19 protein-coding genes are annotated in these 26,146 nt (G+C 59.9%); 9 read left to right on the top strand and 10 right to left on the bottom strand.

Annotated elements, in window-relative coordinates:
- The first annotated feature begins 749 nt into the window (after nucleotides 1-749).
- The 4 genes from BM438_RS05970 to BM438_RS05955 all read left to right on the top strand — a co-directional run bounded on the left by BM438_RS05970 (nucleotide 750) and on the right by BM438_RS05955 (nucleotide 4,072).
- The gene (locus BM438_RS05970; protein ID WP_093633396.1) at nucleotides 750-2,261 is read left to right on the top strand and encodes a hypothetical protein; all 1,512 of its coding nucleotides are present in this window, start codon (nucleotides 750-752) and stop codon (nucleotides 2,259-2,261) included.
- Between the two features lie 102 nt (nucleotides 2,262-2,363).
- Nucleotides 2,364-2,681, top strand: coding sequence for a hypothetical protein (locus tag BM438_RS05965; RefSeq protein ID WP_093633395.1), 318 nt, complete (start codon nucleotides 2,364-2,366; stop codon nucleotides 2,679-2,681).
- A 175-nt stretch (nucleotides 2,682-2,856) separates the two neighbouring features.
- Nucleotides 2,857-3,336 carry a hypothetical protein gene (locus BM438_RS05960; RefSeq protein WP_093633394.1) on the top strand — a complete coding sequence of 160 codons (480 nt, stop codon included), beginning with the start codon at nucleotides 2,857-2,859 and terminating at the stop codon, nucleotides 3,334-3,336.
- A gap of 64 nt (nucleotides 3,337-3,400) precedes the next feature.
- Nucleotides 3,401-4,072: a hypothetical protein gene (locus tag BM438_RS05955; RefSeq protein WP_093633393.1), complete on the top strand. Its 672-nt coding sequence runs from the start codon at nucleotides 3,401-3,403 to the stop codon at nucleotides 4,070-4,072.
- A 167-nt stretch (nucleotides 4,073-4,239) separates the two neighbouring features.
- Here the strand turns inward: BM438_RS05955 and BM438_RS45375 are convergent, their stop codons facing one another.
- A complete protein-coding gene (locus BM438_RS45375; protein ID WP_167378312.1) occupies nucleotides 4,240-4,407 on the bottom strand; it encodes a hypothetical protein in 168 nt (55 codons plus the stop codon).
- A gap of 475 nt (nucleotides 4,408-4,882) precedes the next feature.
- On the opposite strand from BM438_RS45375, the gene BM438_RS05950 reads away from it, so the two are divergent.
- Nucleotides 4,883-6,010 (top strand): hypothetical protein, encoded by a 1,128-nt coding sequence (locus tag BM438_RS05950; protein WP_093633392.1) that lies wholly within the window; start codon nucleotides 4,883-4,885, stop codon nucleotides 6,008-6,010.
- Between the two features lie 521 nt (nucleotides 6,011-6,531).
- On the opposite strand, the gene BM438_RS05945 is transcribed toward BM438_RS05950, so the two are convergent.
- The 9 genes from BM438_RS05945 to BM438_RS05900 form a co-directional block, all read right to left on the bottom strand.
- Nucleotides 6,532-6,819 carry a PAAR domain-containing protein gene (locus BM438_RS05945; protein ID WP_093633391.1) on the bottom strand — a complete coding sequence of 96 codons (288 nt, stop codon included), beginning with the start codon at nucleotides 6,817-6,819 and terminating at the stop codon, nucleotides 6,532-6,534.
- A gap of 9 nt (nucleotides 6,820-6,828) precedes the next feature.
- Nucleotides 6,829-7,785 carry a T6SS immunity protein Tli4 family protein gene (locus BM438_RS05940; protein ID WP_244179265.1) on the bottom strand — a complete coding sequence of 319 codons (957 nt, stop codon included), beginning with the start codon at nucleotides 7,783-7,785 and terminating at the stop codon, nucleotides 6,829-6,831.
- Nucleotides 7,786-7,880: 95 nt separating this feature from the next.
- The gene (locus BM438_RS05935; RefSeq protein WP_093633389.1) at nucleotides 7,881-9,818 is read right to left on the bottom strand and encodes a lipase family protein; all 1,938 of its coding nucleotides are present in this window, start codon (nucleotides 9,816-9,818) and stop codon (nucleotides 7,881-7,883) included.
- Nucleotides 9,819-9,828: 10 nt separating this feature from the next.
- On the bottom strand, nucleotides 9,829-12,516 hold the full coding sequence (locus BM438_RS05930; RefSeq protein WP_093633388.1) for a type VI secretion system Vgr family protein: 2,688 nt from the start codon (nucleotides 12,514-12,516) through the stop codon (nucleotides 9,829-9,831).
- Between the two features lie 482 nt (nucleotides 12,517-12,998).
- Nucleotides 12,999-13,511: a DUF4189 domain-containing protein gene (locus BM438_RS46935; protein ID WP_093633387.1), complete on the bottom strand. Its 513-nt coding sequence runs from the start codon at nucleotides 13,509-13,511 to the stop codon at nucleotides 12,999-13,001.
- Between the two features lie 490 nt (nucleotides 13,512-14,001).
- A complete protein-coding gene (locus BM438_RS05915) occupies nucleotides 14,002-15,201 on the bottom strand; it encodes a tyrosine-type recombinase/integrase (RefSeq protein WP_093633385.1) in 1,200 nt (399 codons plus the stop codon).
- Nucleotides 15,202-15,521: 320 nt separating this feature from the next.
- A complete protein-coding gene (locus tag BM438_RS05910; protein WP_093633384.1) occupies nucleotides 15,522-16,709 on the bottom strand; it encodes a porin in 1,188 nt (395 codons plus the stop codon).
- A gap of 60 nt (nucleotides 16,710-16,769) precedes the next feature.
- Nucleotides 16,770-19,193: a glycoside hydrolase family 31 protein gene (locus BM438_RS05905; protein WP_093633383.1), complete on the bottom strand. Its 2,424-nt coding sequence runs from the start codon at nucleotides 19,191-19,193 to the stop codon at nucleotides 16,770-16,772.
- Between the two features lie 19 nt (nucleotides 19,194-19,212).
- Nucleotides 19,213-20,499, bottom strand: a complete 1,287-nt coding sequence (locus tag BM438_RS05900) for an MFS transporter (RefSeq protein ID WP_093633644.1) — start codon at nucleotides 20,497-20,499, stop codon at nucleotides 19,213-19,215.
- 861 nt (nucleotides 20,500-21,360) lie between these two features.
- Between BM438_RS05900 and BM438_RS05890 the strand changes: the two genes are divergently transcribed.
- From BM438_RS05890 to BM438_RS05875, 4 genes are all read left to right on the top strand, one after another.
- Complete coding sequence (locus tag BM438_RS05890) at nucleotides 21,361-21,708, top strand: hypothetical protein (RefSeq protein ID WP_093633381.1); 348 nt, start codon at nucleotides 21,361-21,363, stop codon at nucleotides 21,706-21,708.
- Between the two features lie 287 nt (nucleotides 21,709-21,995).
- The gene (locus BM438_RS05885; protein ID WP_093633380.1) at nucleotides 21,996-23,960 is read left to right on the top strand and encodes an extracellular solute-binding protein; all 1,965 of its coding nucleotides are present in this window, start codon (nucleotides 21,996-21,998) and stop codon (nucleotides 23,958-23,960) included.
- A 42-nt stretch (nucleotides 23,961-24,002) separates the two neighbouring features.
- Entirely contained in the window at nucleotides 24,003-25,040 is a 1,038-nt protein-coding gene (locus tag BM438_RS05880) for a microcin C ABC transporter permease YejB (protein ID WP_093633379.1), read from the top strand.
- Entirely contained in the window at nucleotides 25,040-26,146 is a 1,107-nt protein-coding gene (locus tag BM438_RS05875; RefSeq protein WP_093633378.1) for an ABC transporter permease, read from the top strand. The genes BM438_RS05880 and BM438_RS05875 overlap by 1 nt, the downstream gene beginning before the upstream one ends.

Genomic DNA, 26,146 nt, shown 5'->3' with positions numbered 1-26,146 from the left:
GCGCGGCGCGGGAGATAAGACGTGCTCGTATTGTCCTGGGATGGGTTCCATTAAATAACCGGGGTTTATACGAATGGATAGCGCAATACCGAACGGGACGACTTAAAAAATTACAGGTGATATTAAAAAAATATTTCGTTGCATGTCTCGTTAATTGTGCTTTGTCTGCGCAAACCGATTGTCTCAATATTCCGGTAGCCAAGATCTAGTAAATATTCAGATCGACTGAAACAAAAATCCACCCAATTAGAGACATTTGCATGCCCACGATGTATGCGAATCAAACTAGAATCCGTCAACGAATCATTTGATAACGATCATGGGTTGGAAGGCTATCGATTTCCGGCAAGGCGGCGCTGGACGCACGGCGCCCGCAAACAGACTGCTACGGGCGTTTATGCTGCTATATCCCTGTGGCCGGGAGTGTATTCGCGGGTTACGGCAACGAGTCTTGCGAGGCGTCCACTAAAAATATGACATGGCGGCGAGCGCACTGAGTGCGCCTTCCTGCACGGCATAAACCTGGGCTCAGGATGCTATTTCCGTATATCCGGGGGAGCCGTCTTATCCATGGATTATCAGGCAATGCTGCTGCGCGTCGGCATGGACGTGTGGATCGTTTCACATCGAGATCAATCCGTGAGGTCCCGGTGTAAATCGGATTTGAGTGAATCAGGTCGTAGGGAGGGGCTGCGCTGTTACTCCCGATTTATTAGCGCAAGGAAGTGACTTTTATTCTGGGGACATGCATGAAACCTATCGCAGCGGTTGCGGCGGTTGCCTTCGCAACCAGCCTCGTATTGTCGGCCTGTGGCGGCGACGATGTATCGAAAACTTCGGGCAATGCATCGACGGGGTCGGGCGGCACGACGTCCAGTCCGGGTAACCCGTCGAACCCGGGTGGCGGCACCAGCGTCAAGGCGGGTTGGTCGACCGCAGCCGCGGTGGACGGCAAGGGCCCGGAATTTTCTCCATCGGTGGCTATCGATGCGAAGGGCAATGCGCTCGCGTTATGGATGACTAATGGTCCCAACGGAAGCCTCGGCAACGAGTTGTGGTCGAGCCGCTATGTTCCCGGCACCGGCTGGGCCACGCCGGTGCGCGTCGATACGTCCGACGGCACCGTCGACATGAGCGGCCCCGGCGCGAGCGCACCGCTGCTGGTCGGCGGCGCGGACGGTCATGCGCTGGCGTTGTGGCAACAGTTTCTTGGAGGCACGGGGTACGGGCTGTGGGTGCGACCCTACGATCCGGCGAGCGGATGGGGGACGGCCGTGGAACTGGCTCCCGACGAGACCAGCTTTGCGTGGACCGCCGGGGTCGACGGGAAGGGCAATGCGATCGTAGCCTGGCAGCAGAAGACCGATGTGGCGGATACGCGCGTCTTCACGAGCCGCTTTACCGTCGGCGGCTCGTGGTCGTCTCCCGGACAGATCGTGCAACCTGCGCAGACGGGCCCGGGCGCGGTCACTGGCGTCGGCGGACAGGGCATCCATAACGTCGAATTGAATCTCGCGATGACGCCGTCGGGCAATGCGGTACTCGCATGGCGGCAGACGGACAGCACGAAATCGGCATTGTGGACGACTACCTACGACCCGTCCAACGGCTGGGCCAATGCGAGTCCGGTGGTGGTCGAAGCGGGCAGTCCAGGAAGTCGGGCAGTCTTCGCGCCGGAGGCCGGCATGGATGCGAAAGGCAACATCATGCTGGTGTGGGGCGAGGTCGATATCGACAGTAATGGGGCGCACACCACGACGATGTCGCAGCGCTACGTCGCGGGCACGGGCTGGCAGGCCGTGTTGCCGGTGATGCCGTTCGTCGACACGGCGGACATCGGCTATTACCCGCAACTGGCCACGAATGACCAGGGCGTCGCCGCCGTGACGTGGATCATGCCTGACGGCACATTGCGCGCCAACGTGACCGATGCGAACGGTGTCTGGGGAGCAACGCAACAGATGACCGCGCATGTGTATCAGTTGAACAATCGCCAGCCGCGTATAGCCGTCGACGCTACAGGCAACGCGACGGTGGTTTGGCAGGATACGAGCACTGCGACTTCGACTGACATCGTCACCAACCGCTACGCGAACGGTGCGTGGGGTACGCCTACGCTGTTCGGTCAGCAGCCACAGGACGCGACCTGGCCGGCGCTGGCTGTCAACGCATCGGGCGTCACGGCGCTCATCTGGCAACTGTACAAGGACAGCACCGTGGGCGACATCGTGCAGACGAGTTTCTATACGCCGGGTACGTAACCGGCTGTATCGCGACGCGGCGTGAGGCCGACCGTCGACGTATCGGGTCTTCGTCGCGCGATTGCGACGAAGACCCAAATTAAAAACGAACGGGAGCGGGAAATGGAAATTCACAAGGCAATCAGGATCGCGGTGGGGATCGCCGTGAGCGGTCTGATCCTGTCAGCCTGCGGGACGACACAGATGAACATGATCAACGTCCAGAACTCCACCGCGAAGACGCTGGGGCTCGGGTCATCGGACGAGATCACGATCGCCAATATCCAGTACGGACAAAAGAATGCGCTGGGCGGGCAGCAGGTCAGCTACGACGCGACGACCGGCAAGGGGCGTCGCTTTACGTGCAAAGTTTTCATGATCCCGGGGCTTACGCCGATCAATCCCCCGACCTACAACGACTGGGAATGTCATCCAAAGTGATGACAGGGCAGGGGTCACAGTCAGCATCCGATCAAGGCCGGCCAGGTGATCATCCTGGCACGGCGGAGCATCACACCATCCCTGAAGACATCCCGTCAGGAGGCCGAATCAAGGCGGGTCATTTGCTTCTTGCGAATAACGCATCGGCATTGTCGATCATTGGGAACGACGCATCATGCTTTATATCAACTGGCAGCCATCGCGGGTTTGCGCGGTTTGTGCCACCGTCATCCTGATTGCCGGATGCAGTACCTATCAGCAGCACCTGGCCAATGTATTCATCGGCAAAAATGTCGATGATGTTTACGCCCGGATCGGTCGCCCGGCGTCTGTTACGCAAGACAGCAGCGACCCCACGCACCCATTGAAAGTCCAGTACTGGACAAATTTTCACTCGAACACGCAACAGGATTTCGTGCAGACCGGCAGTGCTTATGCCGGACAGGTGCAGGTCGGGCAGACAGCAGGAGGCAATGGCGTGGCTGGAATGCCGATTCTCCAGAATCAGTATGCTCCGACGGGCTACTACCAGACGAACACCTATCGATGTTCGCTGACGCTGAAAACGGACAGATCCAATACGGTCGTAAGTGCATCCACCGAGGGTCCAGGTTGCGTTGACCATTTATGGTGGGCGGAAGCGCGGAACTGGTGAGATGAAGTTGCAGGAAACCATTCGGCCTGATCGGCAATCCGCTGCGCGTCAACGGTAATGGCGGATGCGTGTACAGCGCAGCGCCGGCAAGCCCGGCACTGTGCCATTCGAATTCAACAACGGCAATGAAACCGTCAAGAATGGTTCGGAGACAACGGTGCCGATGACGCCTCTTTGGAAGGAACCCATGAAAGTAAATCCATGTAAATGCCTCCTGGCCGTTCTCGTCATCACCGCCTTCGCGGGGTGTATGGTTCCGCCACAGAACCGTAGCGCGAGCGCGGCACGATCGGATGCGTCGCTGTCGAGTGCTGACTGGACCAAGGTTACGGAAAACGACCGCGCGTCGGTCCGTGCAGGCCAGTTGCCGAAAGAAGTGATCCAGTACGATCTTCAAATCGAAAAGATGATTCCTGAAGGTCAGGAGATTCTGGCCTCTCACGATCAGGCCAGGGCCCGTGTCTGGACGAAAAAAATGAACGCCATTGTCGAAGCGCGAAACAAGGTCACCGAACAGTTCACCGCCAAAGCCATGGCCAGGAACAATGCCATTGCCAACGCATTCGGGAATGGAAAACCGGACCCTTGCCTGTCGCCCATGGGCAAGAACACATGTGCCGCGGCGTCGGGCCAACAAGGGGACAGCGTTCACTACTCGGTCGGTCCCGGTGGCATTGGAGCGACCGTCGGTCATTACACCGTGGGTCCTGGAGGCATCGGGGCGACCGGTTTTTGATGTGGGTCGACGAGCTATTGGAACTGCGTCTGGGTTCGTGGAATGGCGTGTATTAAGTCGGGACGGAAAGATGATAGTGCTTTAACCCTTGCATTCCGAACTATCGACGTGAAAGTGCGCCGCGATTCTTCCTGACATCGTTGACCAATGGATGCGCCGATGTCACCCTAGGCAAACACTGATTTATGAGGCTCGGCGATCATCGTGCGGCGGCCGCCGATCAGCAGGAGCATCGCGAGCAGTTTGCTATGCAGCAGGGCGAGCGGATGACGGCCGAGCGTGAGACTGGTGGCGGTGTACTCGCTGATTTTCCTGTCCTTCCGACACCGGCGCAAGCTCAGGCGTCACTTCGTCGTCGCGTGTGCCGCGCAGCAGGTCGCGATCCGGATCGTGACGGGTGCTTCCAGAACGCGGCGCGGACCTCAGAGCGGTCGCGACGCGTCCGCTGCGGTGAGCAGATCCAGGTCGCCGCGGTCCAATTGCGCGTGGACAGCCAAATCGGACACGTCGACGAAGGGGTTTGCCGAGCCAGGTCCGCGCCGGGACGCTGAAACCGGGCAGCTTCGAGTGGGTGCGGAAAGTGAGGTGCACCTGTGGCTGCCGACTGGGGCGATGCGCCTCGCTGCGCCGCGTCCTGAAGGGTCTGGCCTAGCTTTTCGGCGGCGCACTTGCTCTATTTTCGGTGGTGTTGACAATCGGCGCCTCCTACGTCGATGCAAAAAATTGCGTTTTCTCGTTTCATTTCATTTGATTGATATCATTGGCTAAGTTTATTTTCAGTCGTGAAGATTGAGTGATGCGAAAGACGCTATGCCACTGACAGCCTATTCAACTTCACAGCGCGCCGAGCTTGACGTCGAGCAGACACTCAAGCGGCTCGCCGCTGAGTTCGGACAGCCTTACACCTCAGTTGACGCCATTCCCGAGGCTTGGCGCGCCTATCTCCGGACCGATTTGCAGTGCCCGAGTTGCTTTGTGAACGGAGCTGAGATTGTCCGATCGGCGACGAAAACAGGCAAAGCGAGCCGCCAGTCTTTCTTCAGGTTCACGACACCGGGTCACAGGCCCCACTGCGACTTCGGCAGTCCGGAGACGGCGAATACTGTTCCGGAAAATCTGGTTTTGTTGACAGAGTCGAAGTCAAATCTGACGCGAGCGGTCAGGGAGTTAGTCTGCACCGGCATCGAACAGGGCGTCTTCAGCCAAGTCTCGATTCGCGACATGCGCGAGTGGTTCTTCAACAAGAAGGTCGCTTCGCTCTTCGCGGTCACGCTCGACTCGCGGCTGTTCACCTGGATATCGGCGCTGCAGGAGAACATGTTCCGGTCCTCTGGGGCGCTGCCGGGTGGGGTGGCGCTCACTCCGGAGATTGCGGCATTGCCGCAGTTTGATTGGCGTGCCGAGGCCGCTCGGCGGGTGATGGAGCGCTACCCGCAGCATGAGGCGAACATGCAGGCAATCATGGATCGGCGTATCGCGATGTTCGGCGACAGTGGAAAGCGTGCTCAATCGTTGTCTCAACGCTTCAATGGTCGCTCCGTGTTCGATCCGGCTGTGCTCGTCAACGAGTACGGCAAGACCCGCTCCTTGGCCGAATTCATAGGCCACAACTACGCGCCGTTGAAAGCCGCCAAGGGCGGTGCCGGTACCGCGAGTGTGTTGGCGCTCTCCGCACTGTTGCTTTTCGTCCGGGGCTGGGACGTCAGCTTGGCCATCTCCGACTTCGTCAAGATCGCCGCGGCGGTTGGAGGCGCGAACAAGAATCTCGGCAACGTCATGGGTCTTAATCCATTCCACGACTATGAGGCTTGGGAGATTCTGAAGCGGATGCAGGATCTGAAGATCGCGGTGCCTGATAACATAGACATCCAGGCGGAGCGCGCGGCCATTGAGGCTGAACTGCGTCAGCAATTCAGCGCACGGCCGATGGCCGTCTGACCTTTTGGCCTGCCTTTGTCTCCCGGACTTCCGAAATCGTCCATTATTCGGTCGGTCCCGGTGGCATCGGGGCGACCAGCTTCTGAGCTGAGTCGGGCGCTGCGACCGATCGGTTTTGCAGAGGCAGAAACGCAGACAGGAAGCGCTGATTCGGCATCAACACTTTCCCCCGAGATGGAGAAGGCATTCCTTGCTTTCGTCGTTCAGCCGCCCCGCGAGGGGGCAGCGGGCTAGGTATCTGTTGGCCGGAGCGGATGGACGCTGCGAACGACTTTTCACAGCCGCGATGCGGGTAGTCAGACGAAGGTCTGTAGGACGCGCGTTACAAGCGCATCGCGATGCGCATCTCTGCCGGCAGCGCGCCTCAGAACGTCAACACGTCGGAATGCATTTCAGCGACGCGCAACCCGCTATGGTTGCCACGATCGCTAGCAGTAGCGTCAGACTGAATATTCGCTTCCTCATCACGTCACCCTCCTTGGTATTCGTTATTGGTTCGCTGCGTCAGCGTGCCGCGGCGCCTACACGTCAACGTAAGACGTCGTTTGCGACGGCACAAGACGCGGATGCGGTGTGCACAGACAGACACACAGATCATCGCTCAGTGCCGCCTGCCGTCCGTCCGGTCCTGTCGTGGAAATGCGCGCGCCGTCGCACTTGATCAGCCCAACGGTCTTGCAGACCGGGCACAGGACGGGATCAGTTTCGTAGGCCTGCTCGCGCCCGCCGAGCAGGTCGTTACCGTCACCGCCCTGCACGATGCCACCCACCGTCGTTTTGTCGCCTTTCACAATGTCGTAACGCCGCATCGTACGCTCCTACACTGCGCCCGGTCGCTGCCGGAGGCTATTCAGCAGGGCGTCCCATACCTGCAGCGCTCCCGCCTCATCGACCGGCGACGTTGCCTGATCAGGCGGCAGGTCGCTCCGGGAAGACGTGCCCAGCAGCAGTTCAACCGAGGTATGCGGTTGTGCAAGCGTGGCAGGATTGCCCGGTGCCAGCAGATAGAAACGGTAGACCGTAATCGGGCCGTCCTGAAGCGCAAACAGGACCTCTTCGGCGTCCATGCCGGCCACCACGCGCTTGCCCTTGCGCAGGATGCGATAGCTGCCAGGCATTCGATCGAGTTGTGCGCGAAGCTCGGACAGATTCTTGGTGAGCGGCTGAGCTTGATCCTGCTCGACCGCATCTCGCATCTTGATCAGGAGCAGGGCAGGTCGGCCCGGCAGCAGCGCAAACGACTGGCTGACTTCTTCCGTGTAGGTCGACGATCCGGTGACGATCCCGCCGTCGAAGCAAAAGCCCGACTCCGTCGGCACGGCCCAGTTGTCTCGCGCCTTGATTCGCCTGTAGGTGTCGCTGTAGATATTCTCGGAGTTACCGAGAGCAGACGCTCCCATGAGGCCGGCGGTATGAAAGAGTGTGTGGTCCGCAAAGAGGTAGCCATCCGTTTTGAAGGGCATCTCGACTTTCGCCACGCCTTCCTGGTAGATGAAAAACCGCGAATCGTTGACCGGCGAAAATGCCTTCTCCAGCCAGGCCTTCCCGGTTTTCTCATCCAGGTTGACGGGGTTATAGCGTTGCTTCGTACGCAACTCGTTTTCCCGGGCCTCGACTTTGGTGCGATAGGCCTCAAGTGAGACATTGTGAGTTGTTTCGAGTTTGTCTCCCCTGTACGCGTAATGTTGATTCGAAATCTCGCTCGACGCGGGCCGGTCGAATACGAGGCGGCCGATGCACCACGGGCGCATTTTGGACAGCAGCGGATTGTTCATCGTTGGTTCCACGGAAAGCGCAAGAGAGCAGGCACAAAGACCTGCCAGCAGAATGAGGGGGCGAAAGAGGCGAACCATTAACATGTTCCCGGCACCTAGATGTCGTTGACAATCTGGACCACACTGTAAAGTATCGCCCAGTGCGTCCATGGGTGCGCATAACTGGTCATGTGCTGGTATCCGCCCTGCACGAACGCCATCTGAACTCCTTTGGCCGGGTCGCCAGGCACATCCGGCTTCAACCCGCGCGCCTGCGCATCGGCCGACCACACCGGCACCGTACCGTCGCCGCGGATGATTCCTGTCTTCGTTGCCACTTGCGACCAGTCCGTCTTGGCGTTCACATCCGGCAACGTGTTCGTCTTCTGGACGGTGAATGTGACGCTCAGTTTGCGTTGCTCCAGAAACACGCGGATCTCGCCCTTGCCCGAGTCGTGCAGCAACGTTGCGGCCTGAAGTTCAGGCGCCTGCACGTCCGATGGCACATCCCCGGTCCAGATTGCGTTACCCCACGTCAGCAGATTCTTCGTCGGGTCTCCTTTTTCGATGCCAGGCTTGCTCTTGTCGCTGGCCTCTGTCGTCGTGCTCGACTGTGGTGACCTGAAGTCGAGGCCGCCCTCGCCGTAGGCTACATATGTCTTGCCATGGTAATGATTCTTCAAATGGCTCTGGTTTTTTACAACGGTCTCCATCGTCGATCGATAATAATCCGATAGGCTTGTCTGAAGCCCGCCTGCCTTGAGCCGCGTCTTGACGATCCCAGCGGGATCGAGCTGTTTGTCGGGCGGCTGCAAACCGTACCACTTGGGATTCACGTACAAATCGTTATACGGATCGCCGTGTTCCGGGAACTGCATGACCACCTGTCCGCCGGGCCGCGCAAAAATCCACCACGGCGCGCCATTGTGATAATCCGGCATCGGCGTCAGCTCCATCGGTCCCGGCGCGTTCGTCATCACCGCCATGAACTCGTCCGCATCGCGCCCCAGCAGACTGCCATTGATGAAACCATTCATGCCGCCTTCGGGACTGCCGCCTGTCTTGAAACGCTTGGCCGCCAGAGGAGCACCGGTGGCCGGTTGACATCCATGAAATACGCCGTGCGCAAGACCTTCTAGCCCATGGTTCAGCACCGCGAAGCGAGCCACCAGCCCACCCATCGAGTGCGTCAGAATAATGGCCTTGCCCGTATCGTTTTCTTTGCAGATCTCGGTGACGCCCATCAGCCGTGTCGTCTTCTTTGTCTGCGGATCGGGGACATCCAGACCATTCACCACATCACGCCCCGAAAGGTCGTTCGACTGCAGCCAGTTGTATCCAATTGCATAGACGCGATAGCGAAACTTCGCGAATTTCTTGAATTCAGCGGAGTCCGGCGCGATCACCTGGCCTTTACCTGCGGCAGCAATGGCGCCGTAGGTCTTCGGATCGGTGCCGAGCACCGGATGGAGCGCCCATTTCTCGCCCTCGGGATCGGGATTGATCCACGCGCCTTCTGGCTTGCCGAGCAGCATCGGGTTGTTCAACTGCTGCTCGAGCCAAAGCAGGACAGGTTGATAGCCGGTCCGATAGACCGAACCCCAGCCGCGGCGTCGCGCCTCTTTCTCGGTAATTGGGTCTTTCTCTCCAAGGTCGACGATCGGACCGAGCGGCGTCACCATGACGCTCTCGGGAGCGAAAAGTGTTTCGCGCGACGACGCGCTGCGAAACCATCCCGCGATGAGCGAACACAACGCGCCGAGTGATGCACCTATCGTGTCTGTATTTGGTGCGGCCCATGCCGCGTCGCCACTGTCCTTGGCGGCCAGTGGCGAGCCCATCACGCCCGGTATAAAAATCACGGGAATGATGGGGCGCAGATCGTGCAAGGTTTCCTTGGCGCGGGTGTCGTCGGCCGGCGTCAAGGGCGCCTGGGCGGAAGAGTGGCCGTCCTCATCAGTCTGCGACGCGAGGCGGACGACTTCCTGTTCGGCATCGTCGTCGCCGGACGTCTGGCCCGGTGTACCCGAATTGTCGGGCTGATTTTCGCTCATGGATTCTCGCTTATGCGTTGCTCGTGCCAGGCCGCAGCGCCCGGATCACCACCGTTTCGATATCGTTGCTTTTCTGCTCGACCGTATGGCCCAGCTCGTCCGTGACCCCGCTCAGGCGTGTGCCATCCCCACGCACAATCTCGTAAGGGTGGTTCTTGAGCGGGTCGCCGGTGATCCGGTCGCGCAAGAGATACTTGTCGTTGAACGCCGGCTTCTCGAGGCTATTCATATGCTCGGCCACCGAACTCGGACCCTGCCGGCTGAACGACGCCGACTTGATCGTGCGTGCACCGCGCGTGCCGTCCTCAATTCCTTGCGGGGTAATACGGATGTATGAGCCGCCGCACTTGAGCATCAACTCGGTCTTCGCATCGATCTCGATGCTGCCGTTGTTGCTCTTGAGCGTCAGTCCGAGTTCGGACAGTAATCGCAGCTGATCGGTGAGCGCCTGGATGTCGATCGGGCCTTTCCCGGCGATCAGTTTCATACCGGCGCGTTGGACGAACACGCTGATTTTTTCTGCGACGCTCGCAACCAGCGATTTGCCCACGGCCCAGTACGTGTCCTTGCCGCTGACGAAATTCAGATGGTCGTCCGCGACCATCTGCGCCGACGCGTGCGTGGTAAAACCCATGCTCTCCGGACTCGATCCGAGCATGACGGGTTTGGCAAAGGCATTGGCGTTTCCTGTCCCACCGCCCGCCGTATTGCCGCCTTTGGTCACGCCCGCCTTGCTGTGCTGGGTCGCCTTCGCGAACTGTGAAAGCGCTTCGCGGCCAGGCTTCATATCCTCGGCCTTGGCGGTCGAACTTGCGGAGGACAAGGACTCGACCAGCAGATCCGCACGCGCCAGGATCTCGCGCGGCGCGGTGGTATCAAGCGGCTGACCGTCGGCGCTGATTTGATGTGTGCTGAAATACAGTCCCTCACCCGCATGGACCGCACCTGCATAGTCGGTGCGCAAGGTAAAGCCGCTGCCGGTGTACGCGCCACGCGAATTGCCGTCTTGGACGATCTGGTAGCCGAGATGGAGACCGCTCATGCCGTGGCTGCTCATGATCCGCATGCGAGGCTGCCCCGTGGAATCATCCATGACGTACTGGTTATAGCCGCCGCCGCCGTACTCCCGGGACTGATAGCCAGAAAGCAGGCCGTTCGAATGCCACTGCGGTTTCGCCGCGCCGTTGTACACACGATGAAGCGCAATCGGGCGGTCGATGTCATTGCCGATGTGGCCGATCAGGAGTTCTTCGCCCGCGCGCGGCATGTGGACGCCACCATATCCATCGCCGGTATCGGACTGCGCCACGCGCACCCAGCACGATGCACGTTCGTCACCTTCATTGAGCCGGTCCCAGATGAAGAGCACTTTCACCCGGTTCAGTTCATCGGTGTAGCACTCCTGTCCCTTCGGTCCGGCCACAATCGCCGATTCCAGTTTCGCTTCGGGCTTGTGATGTTCGAACGGGCTCCGGTACGGCACCGTCGTACGCTGCGCTTCGATGGCGACCCGGTAGAACCCCGTGGAGCCGTCTACGTGGCTCGCGCTGAAAATCTGACCAGAGTCGTCGGCGCGGGCCTGTGCGAGCTGATGATTCAGGCTGTGTGGGTAGTTCGCTTCGTGCCCGGCGAGCGGAAGATTGTTCTCGATGACCCACTCGACCTCGATGCTCGCGAACTCGTTCTGGTCGGCGGCGTCGTGGTCATGCTCGGGATGACCGGTCAGTGTGAAGCGCCGGCCCGCGTCCATCGCGCGCAAGCTACCCACGCCGTGAAAGCGCTTGGCCTGCGACTCCCATTCCTCCATGCGAATCTTCGAAAGGTGATCGCCGCGATCCTGTTCCGGGTACGTATAGCCACCGGTGTATTCGTAGACTTCGGTTTGCGCCGGCAGCGCACCCTGATTCGCCATGGTCGGTATCGACGTGCCTTTGGGGCTGGAAGGCGTCGACGGGCTTTTGTAGTCGAAGGTGCGCGTCGACAGGAGCGCGGACTGCAGCATCCGCGTGCCTGACCACTGGGTGAGCGCATCGGCCTCACTGCTCACGCCGGCACGATAGAACCCGACCGTTGCAGGTGAGAGCGGTTCGAGCGTCTCAAGGCGATCGGTGACGACCAGCGTGTGTGATTTGCCGTCCGCCGCCTGCTGCCAGATGCCATACAGGCCCTCGGATTCGAGAAGCCGGTGCACGAAGTTCCAGTCGGTCTCGTCCTGCCGACAGTAGGAACGCTTCGGCAGCGGCTTCGAGAGCGCGAAGCGGTACATGCCTTTTGCCTGCGGATGCTGGTTGAATACGTCCGAGACGATTTCGTCCGCTGCCTTGTCCTGCCAGTGTCGCTGGTCACGCCGGAACTTCAGAAAGTGCATCCACGAGGAAAATCCCAACTGGTAACTTGTGAGATTTCCGTCGGCTCCCAGCCGACGCGCTGTATGTATATAGCCATGGTGGGGCAGGTAAGACCGATCGGCCCGCTGGATCCAGAGCGTAACGGTCTGGGCGATCAGCGTTTTGAGCTGTACGTCGCCCTGAGTCGACACGCAGTCGAGCAGAAAGGAGAAATCACGACCGATCCGCGAGCACCCGGTGACACGGTGGGGCAGCAAGACGTTTTTGCCGGCCGGCGTATCCAGTTTCAGAAGGCGGTCCTGCTGCGACAGTCCACCCGTAATCGCCCCGATTATGTCCTGCGTGCCCATGCCGCCTCTCGATCTGATTATTCCTCTTTCCCGCGCGATTCTACTTCGAAAGCAATCTGATAATGACCAGAAATTGAAAAGCGGAAATCGATTTAATGCGAAATGGATATTCGGGTGAATATCGAATCCCAAGACATTCATGCGGCGCGGGCAGCAGGCCGACGGCCACGAATTGAGCGCGCGTCGCTAGGCGTATGACGCACGCTCAATCGTTGGCGAACCTGGCAGGTCAAGAGATCCTTGGCTCACGTTGAGACGCCGCTCCCAGTGGGCTTGTTCGGACAGCTGCGGCACGCAGTCCGGCTTGATCCAACCAGCGCACTGGCGCGAACTTCATCCGATCGACGCGGTGTCGCGCTACGCAATTTCTCGACCTTCCAGCGACATTAATTCCGTGGGCCCGATTGCGCGCTTACCGATAGTCAAAGCGTCCGGTGCGAAAGTGGACTGATAGAGCCGGACCGTCCGGGATACGAAAGCAACTAGTATCGTTGAGGGAGACTACAGCCCGTATAAAGAATGCGGCAGTTCGCATTTCCAGCGCCGGTACATGTCGACATACCGATCGAGTTAGCTTGTACCTGCGTAGGAGCAGAATTCACCGCATATCCAGGGCTTCCCACTACAACCGTGATACAGCCGTTCGTATACGTCGATTCAATCTTGCACTGCACGCCACCTTTCGCCCGGCAGTCGGCCAACGACGCCTGTTCAGCCTGATCTTTACTGGTCATGCTGGTGGCCGCCCCCAGAGAGCCTTTATCAATATCCGTGGCTACGGCCCCCCACTTGGAAAGCCATTGTGGGGCAGCTTGGTGTTGCTGCCCCTGATCGTATCCTGGGATGGGCGCACAGCCTTGAGGCGCACCAGGGGAACCTCCGCCGATGGGGTAATACCCTTGGGGGCAATTCCCTTCGGCATGCACAGCAGTGCAACCAAGGAGTAGCAGTATCGCGAGCAACGCAGCGGGGAAAGACAAAGATTTCACCGACATGACATTCCATTTATCAGATTGGAGTCCGTGCTGTCGCCGTCAGTGGCTGACGACGTGCCCGACGGCGGCGTGACGAAACAACGGCCGATTATCATGCTAATCGGTCTACTTTGACGTCAATCAGAATTGGCTCGTGACTAGTTGGGTAATAAGCCGTAAGCGCAAATTTATACACACATATCTGCTTCGCGTGTTGACCGAGCTGTCGCAGCGCGCAACGGATGCTGATATCAATGGCCTGCTGCCGTTCAACTTCGCGAAGCGGAACGGCGTATCCGCGTCAAACTGCTCGAGCGCAACTCATTCGGTAGTTCACCGTGGTGGGCTTTAATTCGCTCTTACGTTGTTCGCCAGAGGGTATTGAATGAGGGAAATTCATGAGATCGATTCTCCAATGTTGTCGCTGAAAGCGCCGTGCGAGGGGTTAATCTGGCACGGCGCTTCTGCCGTTTTGGCGCGCATCACAGTCGTGCCGTGAACCGACTGGAGGTTATGGGGTTGATTGCCCGCTCACATAGTCCGCCCAGTCCTGCATCAGGCAAGCCCGTTTGGCAAACAGATCACCGCGCGCATAAGCGGCCTCCGTCTGGTCGCCAATGATGTGCGCGAGAGCCGCCTCCGAAACCTCCTTGGAATGGCTGGTGGTTTCACGCGCCCAATCCTTGAACGTGGAACGGAACCCGTGCACCGTCAGGTCAGCGCGTTCCATCCGTTTGAGAAGCTGGAGCATGGCCATGTTCGACAGGTGTTTGTCGCCCCTGATCGCCGGAAATACGAAGGCGCTGGACCCGGTATCGAGCAAAGGCTGGAGGAGTGCCATAGTGGCAGTGGAGAGGGGAACGCGATGTTCGCGCCCGCCTTTCATGCGTTCTTCTGGAACGGTCCAGACTTGACACTCGAGATCGAATTCCGAACGGCGTGCGCCGATCACCTCAATGGTCCGACTGGCAGTCAGGATGACCAACTGCAATGCAAGCGCAGCGAGTCCCTCCTGGCTTTGCAAAAGCGTCATGAAAGCAGGGGCATCACGGTAGTGCAGGGCCGAGTGGTGCTGTACCTTCTGCAGGCGGGAGGGCTTGGCCAGAAGCTGGTCAAGATGGCCTTTCCAGCGCGCAGGGTTGAGACCAGAACGGTAGCGATTCACGGTGGCCCAGGAGAGGACTGACTCGATTCGCCCACGGACGCGAGTCGCCGTTTCTGTTTTGGACGCCCAGATCGGCTTGAGGACTTCCATGATTTCGTCCGTATCGATTTCTGATACTGGCATGTCCCCCAGCACGGGGTACGCATAGGTCGTCAGGGTGCTTTCCCATTGCGCCTGATGCTTGGCGTTTTTCCACGACGCCCGATGCGTTTTGATGTATTCGCTGGCGCAGTCCCGGAACGGAAGTGACTTAGGCCGTTCCCGTTGTTCGGCACGCCGCTTCGCCAGCTTTTCATCCAGAGGATCGACACCGTCGATAAGCTGGCGACGACAGTCAAGTGCCTTGATACGAGCATCGACCAGCGATACCGTATGGGTGGGCCCAAGGCCCATACCCCGTGCTTTGCCCTGCCGCATGTAACGGAAGAGCCATGACTTGGCCAACGAGCGAGTGACCTGGAGATAAAGACCACCTCCATCGCTGTAGACTCCGGGCCTTTTCGCACGGGTTACCTGGATGGCGGTGAGCCGGTTGAGGGTCCGCATACAAACCTCCTGTACTATCGAATTGACTAGCAAATGGTTCCTGGCTTCCCTTGGCGTTGACAGGATGTTTGTGGAACTCGGGCTTCCCCGATTCATCACTACATCGTTGATACCAAAGGGTTTTTGGAACTCAATGGAGGTTGCTGGATTTCACTATGTGGGACGCTCTCTCCGCCAAATTACTCCGTCTCCGCCAGCAATGGCGGCAAACCCCGCAGAGTCTAGGCTCTGCGGGGTTTTGTTTTTCCAGACTCGCAATTGGCCTTTTCCGCTCCGGAATTCCTGCCATTCTGGAGCGGGCATTCAATCTCCTATCTGCATCAAAACGCGTGCCGCAACCCCACCATGCCGACGAATTGCGACGGCCCCGACGACGGCGTCGTATTCTGCGAGTCGCCGACCACCGCCACTGCGTCAGTGATACTCGTGCCAGTGCTGCCCGACGCGACCAGGGTCTTGCCGCGCGCATGCTGATACGCCTCCAGTGCGTATAACGTCGTGCGAGCAGAGAGGTTGTACGTCTGCTCGAGCGAGACCTGCTGATAGCGCGCGGCATCGCTGATGCCATTCGCTTTGCTCGCCTGCGTGTAGCTGTAGCCGGCGCCGACCGTCACGGCCGGCGTGATCCGGTACGTGGAAATCACGCCGTAGGTATTGAATACGCCTTCGCCGGTGAAGAACGAACTGTTGCCCGGCGCGTATTGCACGTTCGAATAGTTCACACCGACCATCAGGTCCTGGTGGGTGTAGCGCGCCGCTGCGGCGAATAATTGCGCGCTGCGTGCCGTCGCGTAGCCGCTGTTCACCGGCGAGTTGACCGCGTAGCTGCCGAGTGCCTGGCTCGTCGCGATGTCTTTCAGTTTCAGGTAGCCCACCGCGATCGCAAACGGCTGGTAGTCGTAGCGAACAGCAGCGCTGAACTGGCTGCCGTTGGCGACGCTCCCCGGCACACCGCCCAGGCCGTACTGCGCGCTGAATTGCAAACCGGCGAGGTTCGGCGAAAGATAGGTAACCGAATTGTTGAGGCGCAGTGTGGTGTCGAGCGCGTCGAGGTCGCCCGGATGCGCGCCGGTTGCGCCCGTCAATACGCCCGTCGGCCCGAGTGCGCCGACCATCTGGAAGTATGGCGTGTACTGGCGGCCGAGTGTCACCGTTCCGTACCTGTCGTTGTTGAGCCCGACATACGCTTGCCGATTGAAAATGAAGCCCGCGCTGCTTTGCGCGCCGGTCAGCGAGTTAAAGCCGCTTTCCAGCCTGAAAATCACCTTCGTGCCGCCGCCAATGTCTTCGGCACCGAGCAGGCCGAACTTGCTCGCCTGCAGGTTGCCCTGGCTCATGTAGAAGTTGGAGTGTCCCTTCTGGTTGCTGACATAGGTGAACGCGTTGTCGACGACGCCGTACAGCGTCACGCTGCTTTGCGCCGACGCGCCGCTTGACAGCACGACGCCCGCAAACGGCAGGCACGAGAGGACGAGTGCGCGTGTACGCGCGCGCTTCAATGAGTTCATGAGCGGGTCTCCGGATTGGATAGGGAATCGTTGGTCTTCAGGTAGGTGATGCATGCTGTGTCAGTGGGCGATGGCGATCGTCAGGCATCGCCAGCCGTCGGCGGTGTGGTCGGCCACCAGCGCGCCGTCGATGCAGACGGCCGCGCGTGTGTCGTCCTTGGGCACGAGCAGTCGAACTTCCTGCTGCGGTTGCTGGACCCAGCCTTCCCGCACGATTGAAATGCGCAGCGTGCTCGCATCGCTTGTAATCGTGACGTCCCAGCGGCCTTGCGCGCCTGTGCGCCAGGCTTCGCTTTCGCCGTCGTCTTCGACGCAGTTGCCGTGAGCGATGCCTGCGCCGGCATGCGGCACGGCGATGAACGCACGTTCCTCGGCAGGACGGCCGAAGTGTTGTTCCGCGATGTTCAGCGGAATTACGCTGCCTTCACGCAGCAAGGTCACTGGCTGCTCGAACGGGGCCGGCAGGGTCACCGTCTGACCGCCTTCGAACACCTCGCCGCTCCAGTACGACGCCCAACGTGCACCGGTCGGCAGATAGACGTCGCGCGTCGACTGGCCCGCATCGACCACCGGTGCAACCAGCATCGACGAGCCCAGCATCATGTCGTCGCCATCAGCGAGGCAACGCGGATCGTGCGGAAACTCCGCGAACATCGGACGCAGTATCGGCTCGTACGCGCTGTGCGATTGCCATAGCAACTCGTACAGGTAGGGAATCAGCCGGTAGCGCAGTTTGATTAGATCCGCCACCTGCTGCGTGACTTCGGGGTGCATCCAGGGCTCGTTGACTGTGCCGTCGTCGTTCCAGGAATGAATGCTGAAACGCGGCAGGAAGATGCCGAAGGCGACCCAGCGGACGAACAACTCCGGACCGGGCGCAGGACCCGAGAATCCACCGATATCGTGGCCGCTGTTCGACACGCCGGACATGGCGAGCCCGAGGCCCATCTTCAGATTGAAACGCAGCGTTTCCCACGAGGTGTAGTTGTCGCCGGACCAGGTTTGCACATAGCGTTGCATGCCCACGCCGCCCGAGCGGGACACGAGGAATGGCCGACGGTCCGGCGTGTATTCGCGTTGTGCGTCGTGCGACGCGCGCATCATCAGCTGCGTTTGCAGCACCTTCGTCTCGCGCGCAGGATACGGCTGGCCGAAGCCCTGGGCAATCGCGTCGGGCGACCAGATTTCGAATTCGTTGTTGTCGTTCCAGGTGGCGGCGATACCGTGTTTCAACAGGCTGTCTTTTACGCGCGCCTTCCACCAGTCGATGGTGGCGGGATTCGTGAAGTCCAGATACGCGCCGACTTCGTCCCAGAACTGCACCCACGCCGGATTGCCGTCACTCGACGCGATCAGCAAACCGGCGCGCGCCACTTCGTCGAATGCTGGGTGGTCCTGCAACAGGCACGGCTTGATGTTCGCGCATAGACGCACGCCGTGCTCGAGATAGCCGCGCACGAAGCCGTCGATGTCCGGAAACTTCTCGTGGTTCCAGTTGAACACGTAGCGCTTCGGCCCGATCGAGGTATAGCCCGAGGACAGATGGAACGAATCGCAGAGCACGTCGTGCTCGCTGCATCGTTCGATGAATTCGCCCATGCGCTGCTGCGCGTCGGGTGCGTCGGTATAGCTCATCGTCGAGCCGGAGTAGCCGAGTCCCCATTTCGGCATCCAGGCCGGACGCCCGGTCAGCCACGTAAAGCGGCGCACCGCGTGCAAGGGCGTGCCCGCCGATGCGATGAAGTAGTAGTCGAGATCGCCATGTTCGGCAACAAAATGCCGGTAGTGCCCGTGATAGTTGTCGAGCTCGCGGCCCATATCGAAGCGGCAGTCGGCAAGCGTGTCGTAGAACAGGCCGAATCCTGTGGCGCTTTCCGGCTGCCACGTCACGTAAAAGGGGATGTGCTTGTAGAGCGGATCGGTCGTGCGCGCGCTATAACCCATCGCGTCGATGTTGCGCATTTCGTAGGACTGGTCCGCGCGATTCAGCGATCCGGCGCGCTCGCCGAGACCCACATACATTTCGTCCTTGCGACGCTCGATGTAGTGGTACACGCGCTCGTCCCACCAGCCGAAGTTATACGCCTGCGTCTTCCGATCGCTCATCACGCGATGCCATGCCGAATCGTGCAGGATGTCCCACGCGCAGAATCCGCCCTCCAGCGTGACCGTCAAACGGATGCAGGCCGTTTCGATTACGACGTGCCCGGCGTCGCTTGAAAGTGTGAACGGCGGCGGGGTGAAGCCGCTCATGTCACGGCGATCGCGGCCTTCGAGCGGAACGTCGTCAGTGCCCGGCGCTATGGACCAGGTCCGCGGACCGTGCGTTTCGCCGTCCGGCAGAACGAGTACGCGGATGATGTCGTCGGCGAGAACGAACAGTTCGATCCGGCAGTTTTCCTGTGTCGCAAGAACGACGTGGTTGCCGGTATGGGACGACAGTGAAAAAAGCGGCGGGTGCTTCAGATTCGTCAGTGAACGCATGATGGGTCTTCGAGTGAGGTCACGCAGCAGGGCTGGCGTTGTTGTCGACTTGATGCGGACGTGCGTCGCGTTTGACGCCGCGCATGAGAATGATCAGCAGCGTGGCGCCGATCAGATCGAACGCGCCGAGGGCGCCGAAGAGCGGCGTGTAGCCGATCGTATCGGCCAGCGCGCCGACCAGCAGCGAAAAACCCAGACCGCCGATCCACGCGGACATCCCGGCAAATCCGGCCACGGTGCCGACTTCGCTGGGGTCGAAGACGTCGGCTGCCAAGGTGTTGACGAGCGCTGAGATCATCTGATGCGCGAAGCCGCCCACGCAGAAGAGCGCGATCGCCTGATACGGCGAGGCGACGAGGCCGATACAGGCCGGTCCGAGCATCATGAAAGCGCCGAGCACGACACCTGCGATGCGCGAGCCGATCAGCGGGATGCGCAAATGCTTCATCAGGAACGGCGACAGGTAGCCGCCGAAGAGGCCGCCAAGGTCGGCGGCAAGAAACGGCAGCCACGCAAACAGCGCGATCTGCTTCAGATCCATGTGGCGTTGCGTTGCGAGGTAAAGGGGAATCCAGAAGCTGAACGTTTGCCACGCCGGTTCCGCGAAGAAGCGCGCTTGCGCGATCGCCCAGAAGCGGCGCGTGCGGAGGACTTCGCGGATGCTGCGCCGTTGCGGTGCGCCCGGGGTTTGTCCGCTGACGATCGTTTCGCGCTCGGCCGCGCTGATGCGCGCGTGATCGGCCGGCGAGCGATACAGCACATACCAGGCGGCAGCCCATACGAAGCCGAGCGCACCGGTCACCGCAAACGCGCTTTGCCAGCCATATCTCAGTGACAGGAAGACGACGAGCGGCGGGGCGAGCAGCGAGCCGAGCGACGTGCCCGCATTGAAGTAGCCCACCGCCACGGATTTCTCGCGATTGGGAAACCATTCGGCGACCACCTTCATGCCCGCCGGGATGGCGACGGCCTCAGTCAACCCCATGAGGCCGCGCAAGGCCGCAAGCGAAAGCCAGCCGGTCGCGAAACCGTGCAACACGCCCGTCAACGACCAGAGGCAGGCGAACAGCGCAAAGCCGAGGCGCAATCCGATCAGATCGATGATCAGGCCGCAAACCGGCTGCATGATCGTATAGCCGACCTGGAACGCACCGACTACGTACGAGTACTGCTTGGTGCTCATGTGCAACAGCTGCGTCAACTGCGGCGCCATCACACCGAGGGCGTTGCGCGACAGATAGTTGACGATCGTCCCGGCACACACGAGCGCGATGATCCACCAGCGCAAACCAATGATTGTTTTCAAAATCTGTCTCCGTACCCAATGTGTCCGCTGACTGGCCGCTGGACGGCAGGCATGCGCGAATTCGAACATTTATCTTCGTTTAGTGTCAGTCATCGTATCACTAGCAGAGCTATCGGATACTAGGGAAAACCATTGGTTAAGTGGTTGAGTTTCTTGAAATATCTATTGAATTAGGCTTTTTTGTGCCGTGCGTTGAAGGTGATGAGGTCGGACGACCGGCGACATGTGGATTTTGTCTAAATGTTCTTTCGAACATTCAATGTTCGTTTTGGCGGCCGATGCGAATGGGTGCGGTTGGGTTGCGGCTATCGGGGCGGAGAGATGGAAAGGTGGAGAGGTCGCTTGGACGAGAGGCGACGCTTTGCAGCGCCACGCTATCTTGCGATCCGATATGAATTGCCTGGGGGTGCGGCGCGAGCGAGCGGGAAGGCAGGGGAGATTGAGGCGGATGGAGTGGACGGTTTTGGAGCTAGGCCGGGCCCACTACGTGCCGCAAGAATGCTTCGACATCCTACTGATTTGAGTGCGCCGCCATTTTTAAGGCCACAAGGCGGATCGTGAACCCTGCGGCGACCGGATGACCAGGCACGCGCGGATGCGGCGACCAGAATTACCCCGCAGCGGCGAGGGCGGTGAACGATGAGCAACTTGCCGACAGATGGGCGACTAAACGACCAACGGCAAGACGGCTCGATTACACCGCCACCACTTTTTCACCAAATCTTTGTCCAGTGTAACGAGACGTAACGAAGCGGCCACCCTTGCGATGTTGTGCATCAGTTATTACAAAGTTGAAATACGCGGACGGCTGCCTTGCGCTATATTTCGGCCAACAACACACATTCTTCAAAAGGGTGATCGATGAAGTCCGCACGTCTTGTTCCACTTCTGATCGGGGTTCTCGGGTTGGCTGCGTCGGGTGCTGCAATGGCCGGCGGGCTCAACATTGGTGTCAACATCGGCATTCCTGCGCCGGTCTACGTGGCGCCGGCTCCGGTCTACGCACCGCCGCCGCCCCCGCCGCCGCCCGTCGTCTATCAACCGGCTCCTGTGTACTACGGCGGCCCGGCGATCGTGATCGGCTGGCACGGCGACCGCTATTGGGACGGCCGCCGCTACTGGGCGCGTGATGACTGGTATCGCCGTCATCCCCCGGGCCGCTACGATTACGGCCGTGACCACTACGACAATCATCGTGGCTGGCACTAAGTCATCAAAAAGCCACAGTTGACGCAGTTGCCGCGTTGAAAAAACCGCCCCCAAAAGGGCGGTTTTTTATTGTGTTCGCGAAACCAGCGGGCTGAGTCGAAAGCGTCGAGTCAACACAGTAAGCCGGTCAGCAGGAGTCGTTTGCCAGCGAGGACGCTCATGAATTCTCCCAATGAGGTCCGTGCTCCACGCACTCAAACGTCTTGTAGATGAGATGTGCGGATTGCGCAGGTTTATTGGGTAGAATTCCCTCACACCGCAATTGCCTACTGACCAACAAGGCCCCTATGACAACTGGCTCGCGATGGGTTCAAACGCCTCGTGCACTTTGGTGCAGCGTGATTCACAGGCTATCGCGTGTCGGTCTACCGGTTGTGCCGCGCTCCTCACGCTCGGCGTGCGCTGTTGCGCTATGCGGCGTGTCACTCGTCGCCGGTTTGCTCGCGGCGCCCGAGGTCCAGGCAGTCTATGCGATCGCGCAATACGGCGAGCCGAAATACCCCGCGGATTTCAAGCACTTCGATTACGTCAACCCGGATGCGCCAAAGGGAGGCACGCTGGTGCTGGCCAATCCGAGCCGGCTTACCAGCTTCGATAAATTCAATCCGTTCACGCTGCGCGGTAACCCCGCACCGGGCGTCGACCTGATGTTCGAGAGCCTGACCATCGGCAGCAGCGACGAAGTGGCGTCCGCCTATGGCCTGCTCGCGGACGACATCAAGATCGCGCCCGACGGCCTGTCGGCCACTTTTCACATCAACCCGCGCGCGCGCTTTTCGAACGGTGATCCCGTCACCGCGGACGACGTCAAGTTTTCTCTCGACACGCTGAAGAGCCCGCAGGCCGCGCCGCAATTCGCGTCGATTTTTGGCGAGATCACACGCGCAGTGGTTGTTGATCCGCATACGATCCGCTTCGAGTTTCATCAACGCAATCGCGAGTTGCCGTTGTTGGCGGGCAGCATGCCGGTGTTTTCGCACAAGTGGGGGCTGAAGCCGGACGGCAGCCGGATCGCGTTCGACCAGTTGGCGTTCGAGAAGCCGATCGCCAGCGGCCCTTATCTGATCGATCAGTATGAGAACGGTCGCACGATTGCCTACCGACGTGATCCGAACTATTGGGGCGCGACGTTGCCGGTGCGGGTCGGCATGAACAACTTCGATCGGATCGTCTACAAGCTGTATTCGGATAGCACAGCGCGGCTCGAGGCCTTCAAGGCGGGCGAGTACGACGCACTGGTCGAATATATCGCGCGCAATTGGGTGCGGCGCGACGTCGGCAAGAAGTTCGATAGCGGTGAGTTGATCAAACGCGAATTCCCGCAACATAACGGCATTGGCATGCAAGGCTTCGTGCTCAACACGCGGCGGCCATTGTTCCAGGACGTACGCGTGCGCAAGGCGCTCGATCTCGCGCTCGACTTTCAGTGGCTGAACCGGCAACTGTTCTTCAATCAGTACACGCGCATCGACAGCTTCTTCGCCAATACGGAATTGCAGGCGAAGGGCACGCCTTCTCCGGGCGAACTGGCGCTGCTCGACCCGTGGCGCGCCAAGCTTGATCCGGCCGTATTCGGTTTGCCGCCAAAGCAGCCTGACACCGATCCGCCAGGCTCGTTGCGCGCCAATCTGCTGCAAGCGCGCGCGTTGTTGCAGCAGGCGGGGTGGACCTATCGCGACGGCGCCTTGCGTAACGCCAAAGGCGAGCCATTCCAGTTCGAGATTCTCGACGATTCCGGCTCGTCCGCGCAGTTTGAGCCGATCGTCGCGACCCCCATCCGCAACCTGCAGAAACTTGGCATCACCGCGACGTTTCGAGCGTCCGACTTCGCGGTCTATCAGAAGCGACTCGACGCATTCGACTTCGATGCGACTACGATCCGTATGGCGGATGTGCAAGTGCCCGGTTCGGAGCAGATCGACCGTTTTGGTAGTAAGGCTGCAGACACCAACGGTTCGGACAATGTGATCGGGGTCAAGTCGCCGGCCGTCGATGCGATCCTGAGCGCGCTTGTGCATGCGCAGACGCGCGAGCAGCTGATCGACGCGACGCACGCGCTCGACCGCGTGCTGATGCATGGCTACTATGTGATTCCGCAGTGGTACAGCGCTTCGCACCGGGTGGCGTTCAAGCGCGGTCTCGCGTGGCCGAAGACGCTGCCTCTGTACTATGGCGCGGAAGGCTGGATCACGTCGATGTGGTGGTATGTACAGCCGCAGCCGCCGCAAGAGCCGCAAACACAGTCGCACTGAACGCGTCCATTCATTCATCGCCTTCGCACCGGAAACGACGCCATGTGGAGCTACATCCTCAAACGCCTGCTGTTGATGATCCCGACTTTGCTTGGCGTGCTGACGCTGACCTTCGTCGTGATCCAGTTTGTCCCGGGTGGCCCGGTCGAGCAGATGCAGCACGAGCTGCGCAAAGGCGCGGAGAATGGCGCACCGTTCGGGCTGCGCACGCATACCGGTGTCGACGCGCAGCAGATCGCGCAACTGAAAGTGCTGTATGGCTTCGACAAACCGCCGCTCGAACGCTACGGCCTGATGCTCAAACGCTTCTCGACGTTCGACCTTGGCCAAAGCTATTTCCGCCACCAGAGCGTGTGGTCGCTGATCGTTTCGAAGTTGCCGGTGTCGATCAGCATCGGCGTATGGACGTTCTTTCTGACGTATCTGATATCGGTGCCATTGGGCATCGCCAAAGCGGTGCGCAACGGTTCGCGCTTCGATATCGCGACGAGCCTCGTCGTGCTGGTCGGTTATGCAATTCCAGGCTTTGTATTGGGCGTGCTGTTGCTGGTGTTGTTCGGCGGCGGCAGCTTCCTGCAGTTGTTCCCGCTGCGCAATCTCACTTCGGACAACTGGGCGCAACTGAGTTTTGGCGGCAAGGTCGTCGACTACCTGTGGCACATCACGTTGCCGATCACGGCCTCGGTGGTGGGTAGTTTCGCGGTCGTCACGATGCTGACGAAAAACGCCTTCCTCGACGAGATCCGCAAGCAATACGTGCTGACCGCGCGCGCCAAAGGTTTGTCGGAAAAGCGCGTGCTGTGGAAGCATGTGTTTCGTAACGCGTTGCTCCCGTTGATCGTCGGCTTCCCGGCGGCGTTCATCGGTGCATTCTTCACCGGCAGCCTGCTGATCGAGACACTGTTTTCGCTCGACGGACTCGGCCTGCTGTCGTACGAATCGGTGGTGCGGCGCGACTATCCGGTCGTGCTCGGCACGCTGTATCTGTTCACGCTGATCGGGCTTGCGACCAAGCTGATTTCCGATCTCTGCTACGTGTGGGTCGATCCCCGCATCCAATTCGAACAACTGGAGCGTTGATGAATCGAGCCCGTCTTTCAGCCGATGCGGCGGCGCGCACTGAACCGGCTCGCGCGTTCGTGTCACCCACGCCCGCGCGTCGCGTCTGGCAGCGTTTTCGCCAGCAGCGTCTTGGCTACTGGAGTCTGATCATCTTCGTCGTGGCGTTTGCAGCGAGCCTCGCCGGGCCGCTGTGGTCGAACGACAAGCCGCTCGTAGTGCGCTACGAAGGTCAGTTGTATTTTCCGATGTTCAAGACCTACGCGGAGACCACCTTCGGCGGCGACTTCCCGACGCCCGCCGACTATCTCGATCCGTATATCAAGCATCGTTTCGACACGCCTGGTAACTTCGCCGTGTATCCGCCGAACCGGTACTACTACGACACGCTGAATTACTTCTCGAAGGCGCCAAATCCGGCGCCGCCGTCGCGCGATAACTGGTTCGGCACCGACGACCGTGGCCGTGATCTCTTCGCGCGTCTTCTGTACGGGTTTCGCGTGTCGGTGGAATTCGCACTGGTGCTGACCTTGATCGGCACCGTGCTCGGGATTGCCGCGGGCGCCGTGCAGGGTTACTTCGGAGGACGTATCGATATCATCGGGCAACGCCTGATCGAAATCTGGAGCGCCATGCCGGAGCTTTACCTGTTGATCATTTTCTCGTCGATCTTCGAGCCGGGGTTCATTCTGCTGATCGTGCTGCTCTCGCTGTTCGGCTGGATCGGTTTGTCCGATTACGTCCGCGCGGAGTTTCTGCGCAATCGCCATCAGGACTATGTGCGTGCGGCTCGAGCGATGGGGCTCTCGAACTGGCAGATCATGTGGCGGCACGTCTTGCCCAACAGTCTGACGCCGGTGATCACGTTTCTGCCGTTCCGCATGAGCGGCGCAATTCTCGCGCTCACGAGCCTCGACTTTCTCGGCCTCGGCGTGCCGTCTCCGACCCCGAGCCTCGGCGAACTGCTCGCGCAAGGCAAAGCCAATCTCGACGCGTGGTGGATCTCGCTGTCCACATTCGGCGTGCTGGTTGCGATGCTATTGCTGCTGACGTTCATGGGCGACGCGCTGCGCAACGCGCTGGACACACGCATTTCCGATGCCATGCGCGCAGGAGGCAACCAGTGA

Source organism: Paraburkholderia aspalathi (genome assembly GCF_900116445.1).
GTDB classification, from domain to species: domain Bacteria; phylum Pseudomonadota; class Gammaproteobacteria; order Burkholderiales; family Burkholderiaceae; genus Paraburkholderia; species Paraburkholderia aspalathi.
The sequence above is the reverse complement of the archived record's forward strand: the minus strand, read 5'-3'. Positions and strand labels throughout refer to the sequence as shown.

What these genes read in the sequence shown, in the direction of transcription:
- BM438_RS05970 (WP_093633396.1), top strand. Translation starts at nt 750, where the DNA reads ATGAAACCTATCGCAGCGGTTGCGGCGGTTGCCTTCGCAACCAGCCTC.
- BM438_RS05965 (WP_093633395.1), top strand. Translation starts at nt 2,364, where the DNA reads ATGGAAATTCACAAGGCAATCAGGATCGCGGTGGGGATCGCCGTGAGC.
- BM438_RS05960 (WP_093633394.1), top strand. Translation starts at nt 2,857, where the DNA reads ATGCTTTATATCAACTGGCAGCCATCGCGGGTTTGCGCGGTTTGTGCC.
- BM438_RS05955 (WP_093633393.1), top strand. Translation starts at nt 3,401, where the DNA reads ATGCGTGTACAGCGCAGCGCCGGCAAGCCCGGCACTGTGCCATTCGAA.
- BM438_RS05950 (WP_093633392.1), top strand. Translation starts at nt 4,883, where the DNA reads ATGCCACTGACAGCCTATTCAACTTCACAGCGCGCCGAGCTTGACGTC.
- BM438_RS05945 (WP_093633391.1), bottom strand. Translation starts at nt 6,819, where the DNA reads ATGCGGCGTTACGACATTGTGAAAGGCGACAAAACGACGGTGGGTGGC.
- BM438_RS05940 (WP_244179265.1), bottom strand. Translation starts at nt 7,785, where the DNA reads ATGAACAATCCGCTGCTGTCCAAAATGCGCCCGTGGTGCATCGGCCGC.
- BM438_RS05935 (WP_093633389.1), bottom strand. Translation starts at nt 9,818, where the DNA reads ATGAGCGAAAATCAGCCCGACAATTCGGGTACACCGGGCCAGACGTCC.
- BM438_RS05930 (WP_093633388.1), bottom strand. Translation starts at nt 12,516, where the DNA reads ATGGGCACGCAGGACATAATCGGGGCGATTACGGGTGGACTGTCGCAG.
- BM438_RS46935 (WP_093633387.1), bottom strand. Translation starts at nt 13,511, where the DNA reads ATGTCGGTGAAATCTTTGTCTTTCCCCGCTGCGTTGCTCGCGATACTG.
- BM438_RS05915 (WP_093633385.1), bottom strand. Translation starts at nt 15,201, where the DNA reads ATGCGGACCCTCAACCGGCTCACCGCCATCCAGGTAACCCGTGCGAAA.
- BM438_RS05910 (WP_093633384.1), bottom strand. Translation starts at nt 16,709, where the DNA reads ATGAACTCATTGAAGCGCGCGCGTACACGCGCACTCGTCCTCTCGTGC.
- BM438_RS05905 (WP_093633383.1), bottom strand. Translation starts at nt 19,193, where the DNA reads ATGCGTTCACTGACGAATCTGAAGCACCCGCCGCTTTTTTCACTGTCG.
- BM438_RS05890 (WP_093633381.1), top strand. Translation starts at nt 21,361, where the DNA reads ATGAAGTCCGCACGTCTTGTTCCACTTCTGATCGGGGTTCTCGGGTTG.
- BM438_RS05885 (WP_093633380.1), top strand. Translation starts at nt 21,996, where the DNA reads ATGACAACTGGCTCGCGATGGGTTCAAACGCCTCGTGCACTTTGGTGC.
- BM438_RS05880 (WP_093633379.1), top strand. Translation starts at nt 24,003, where the DNA reads ATGTGGAGCTACATCCTCAAACGCCTGCTGTTGATGATCCCGACTTTG.
- BM438_RS05875 (WP_093633378.1), top strand. Translation starts at nt 25,040, where the DNA reads ATGAATCGAGCCCGTCTTTCAGCCGATGCGGCGGCGCGCACTGAACCG.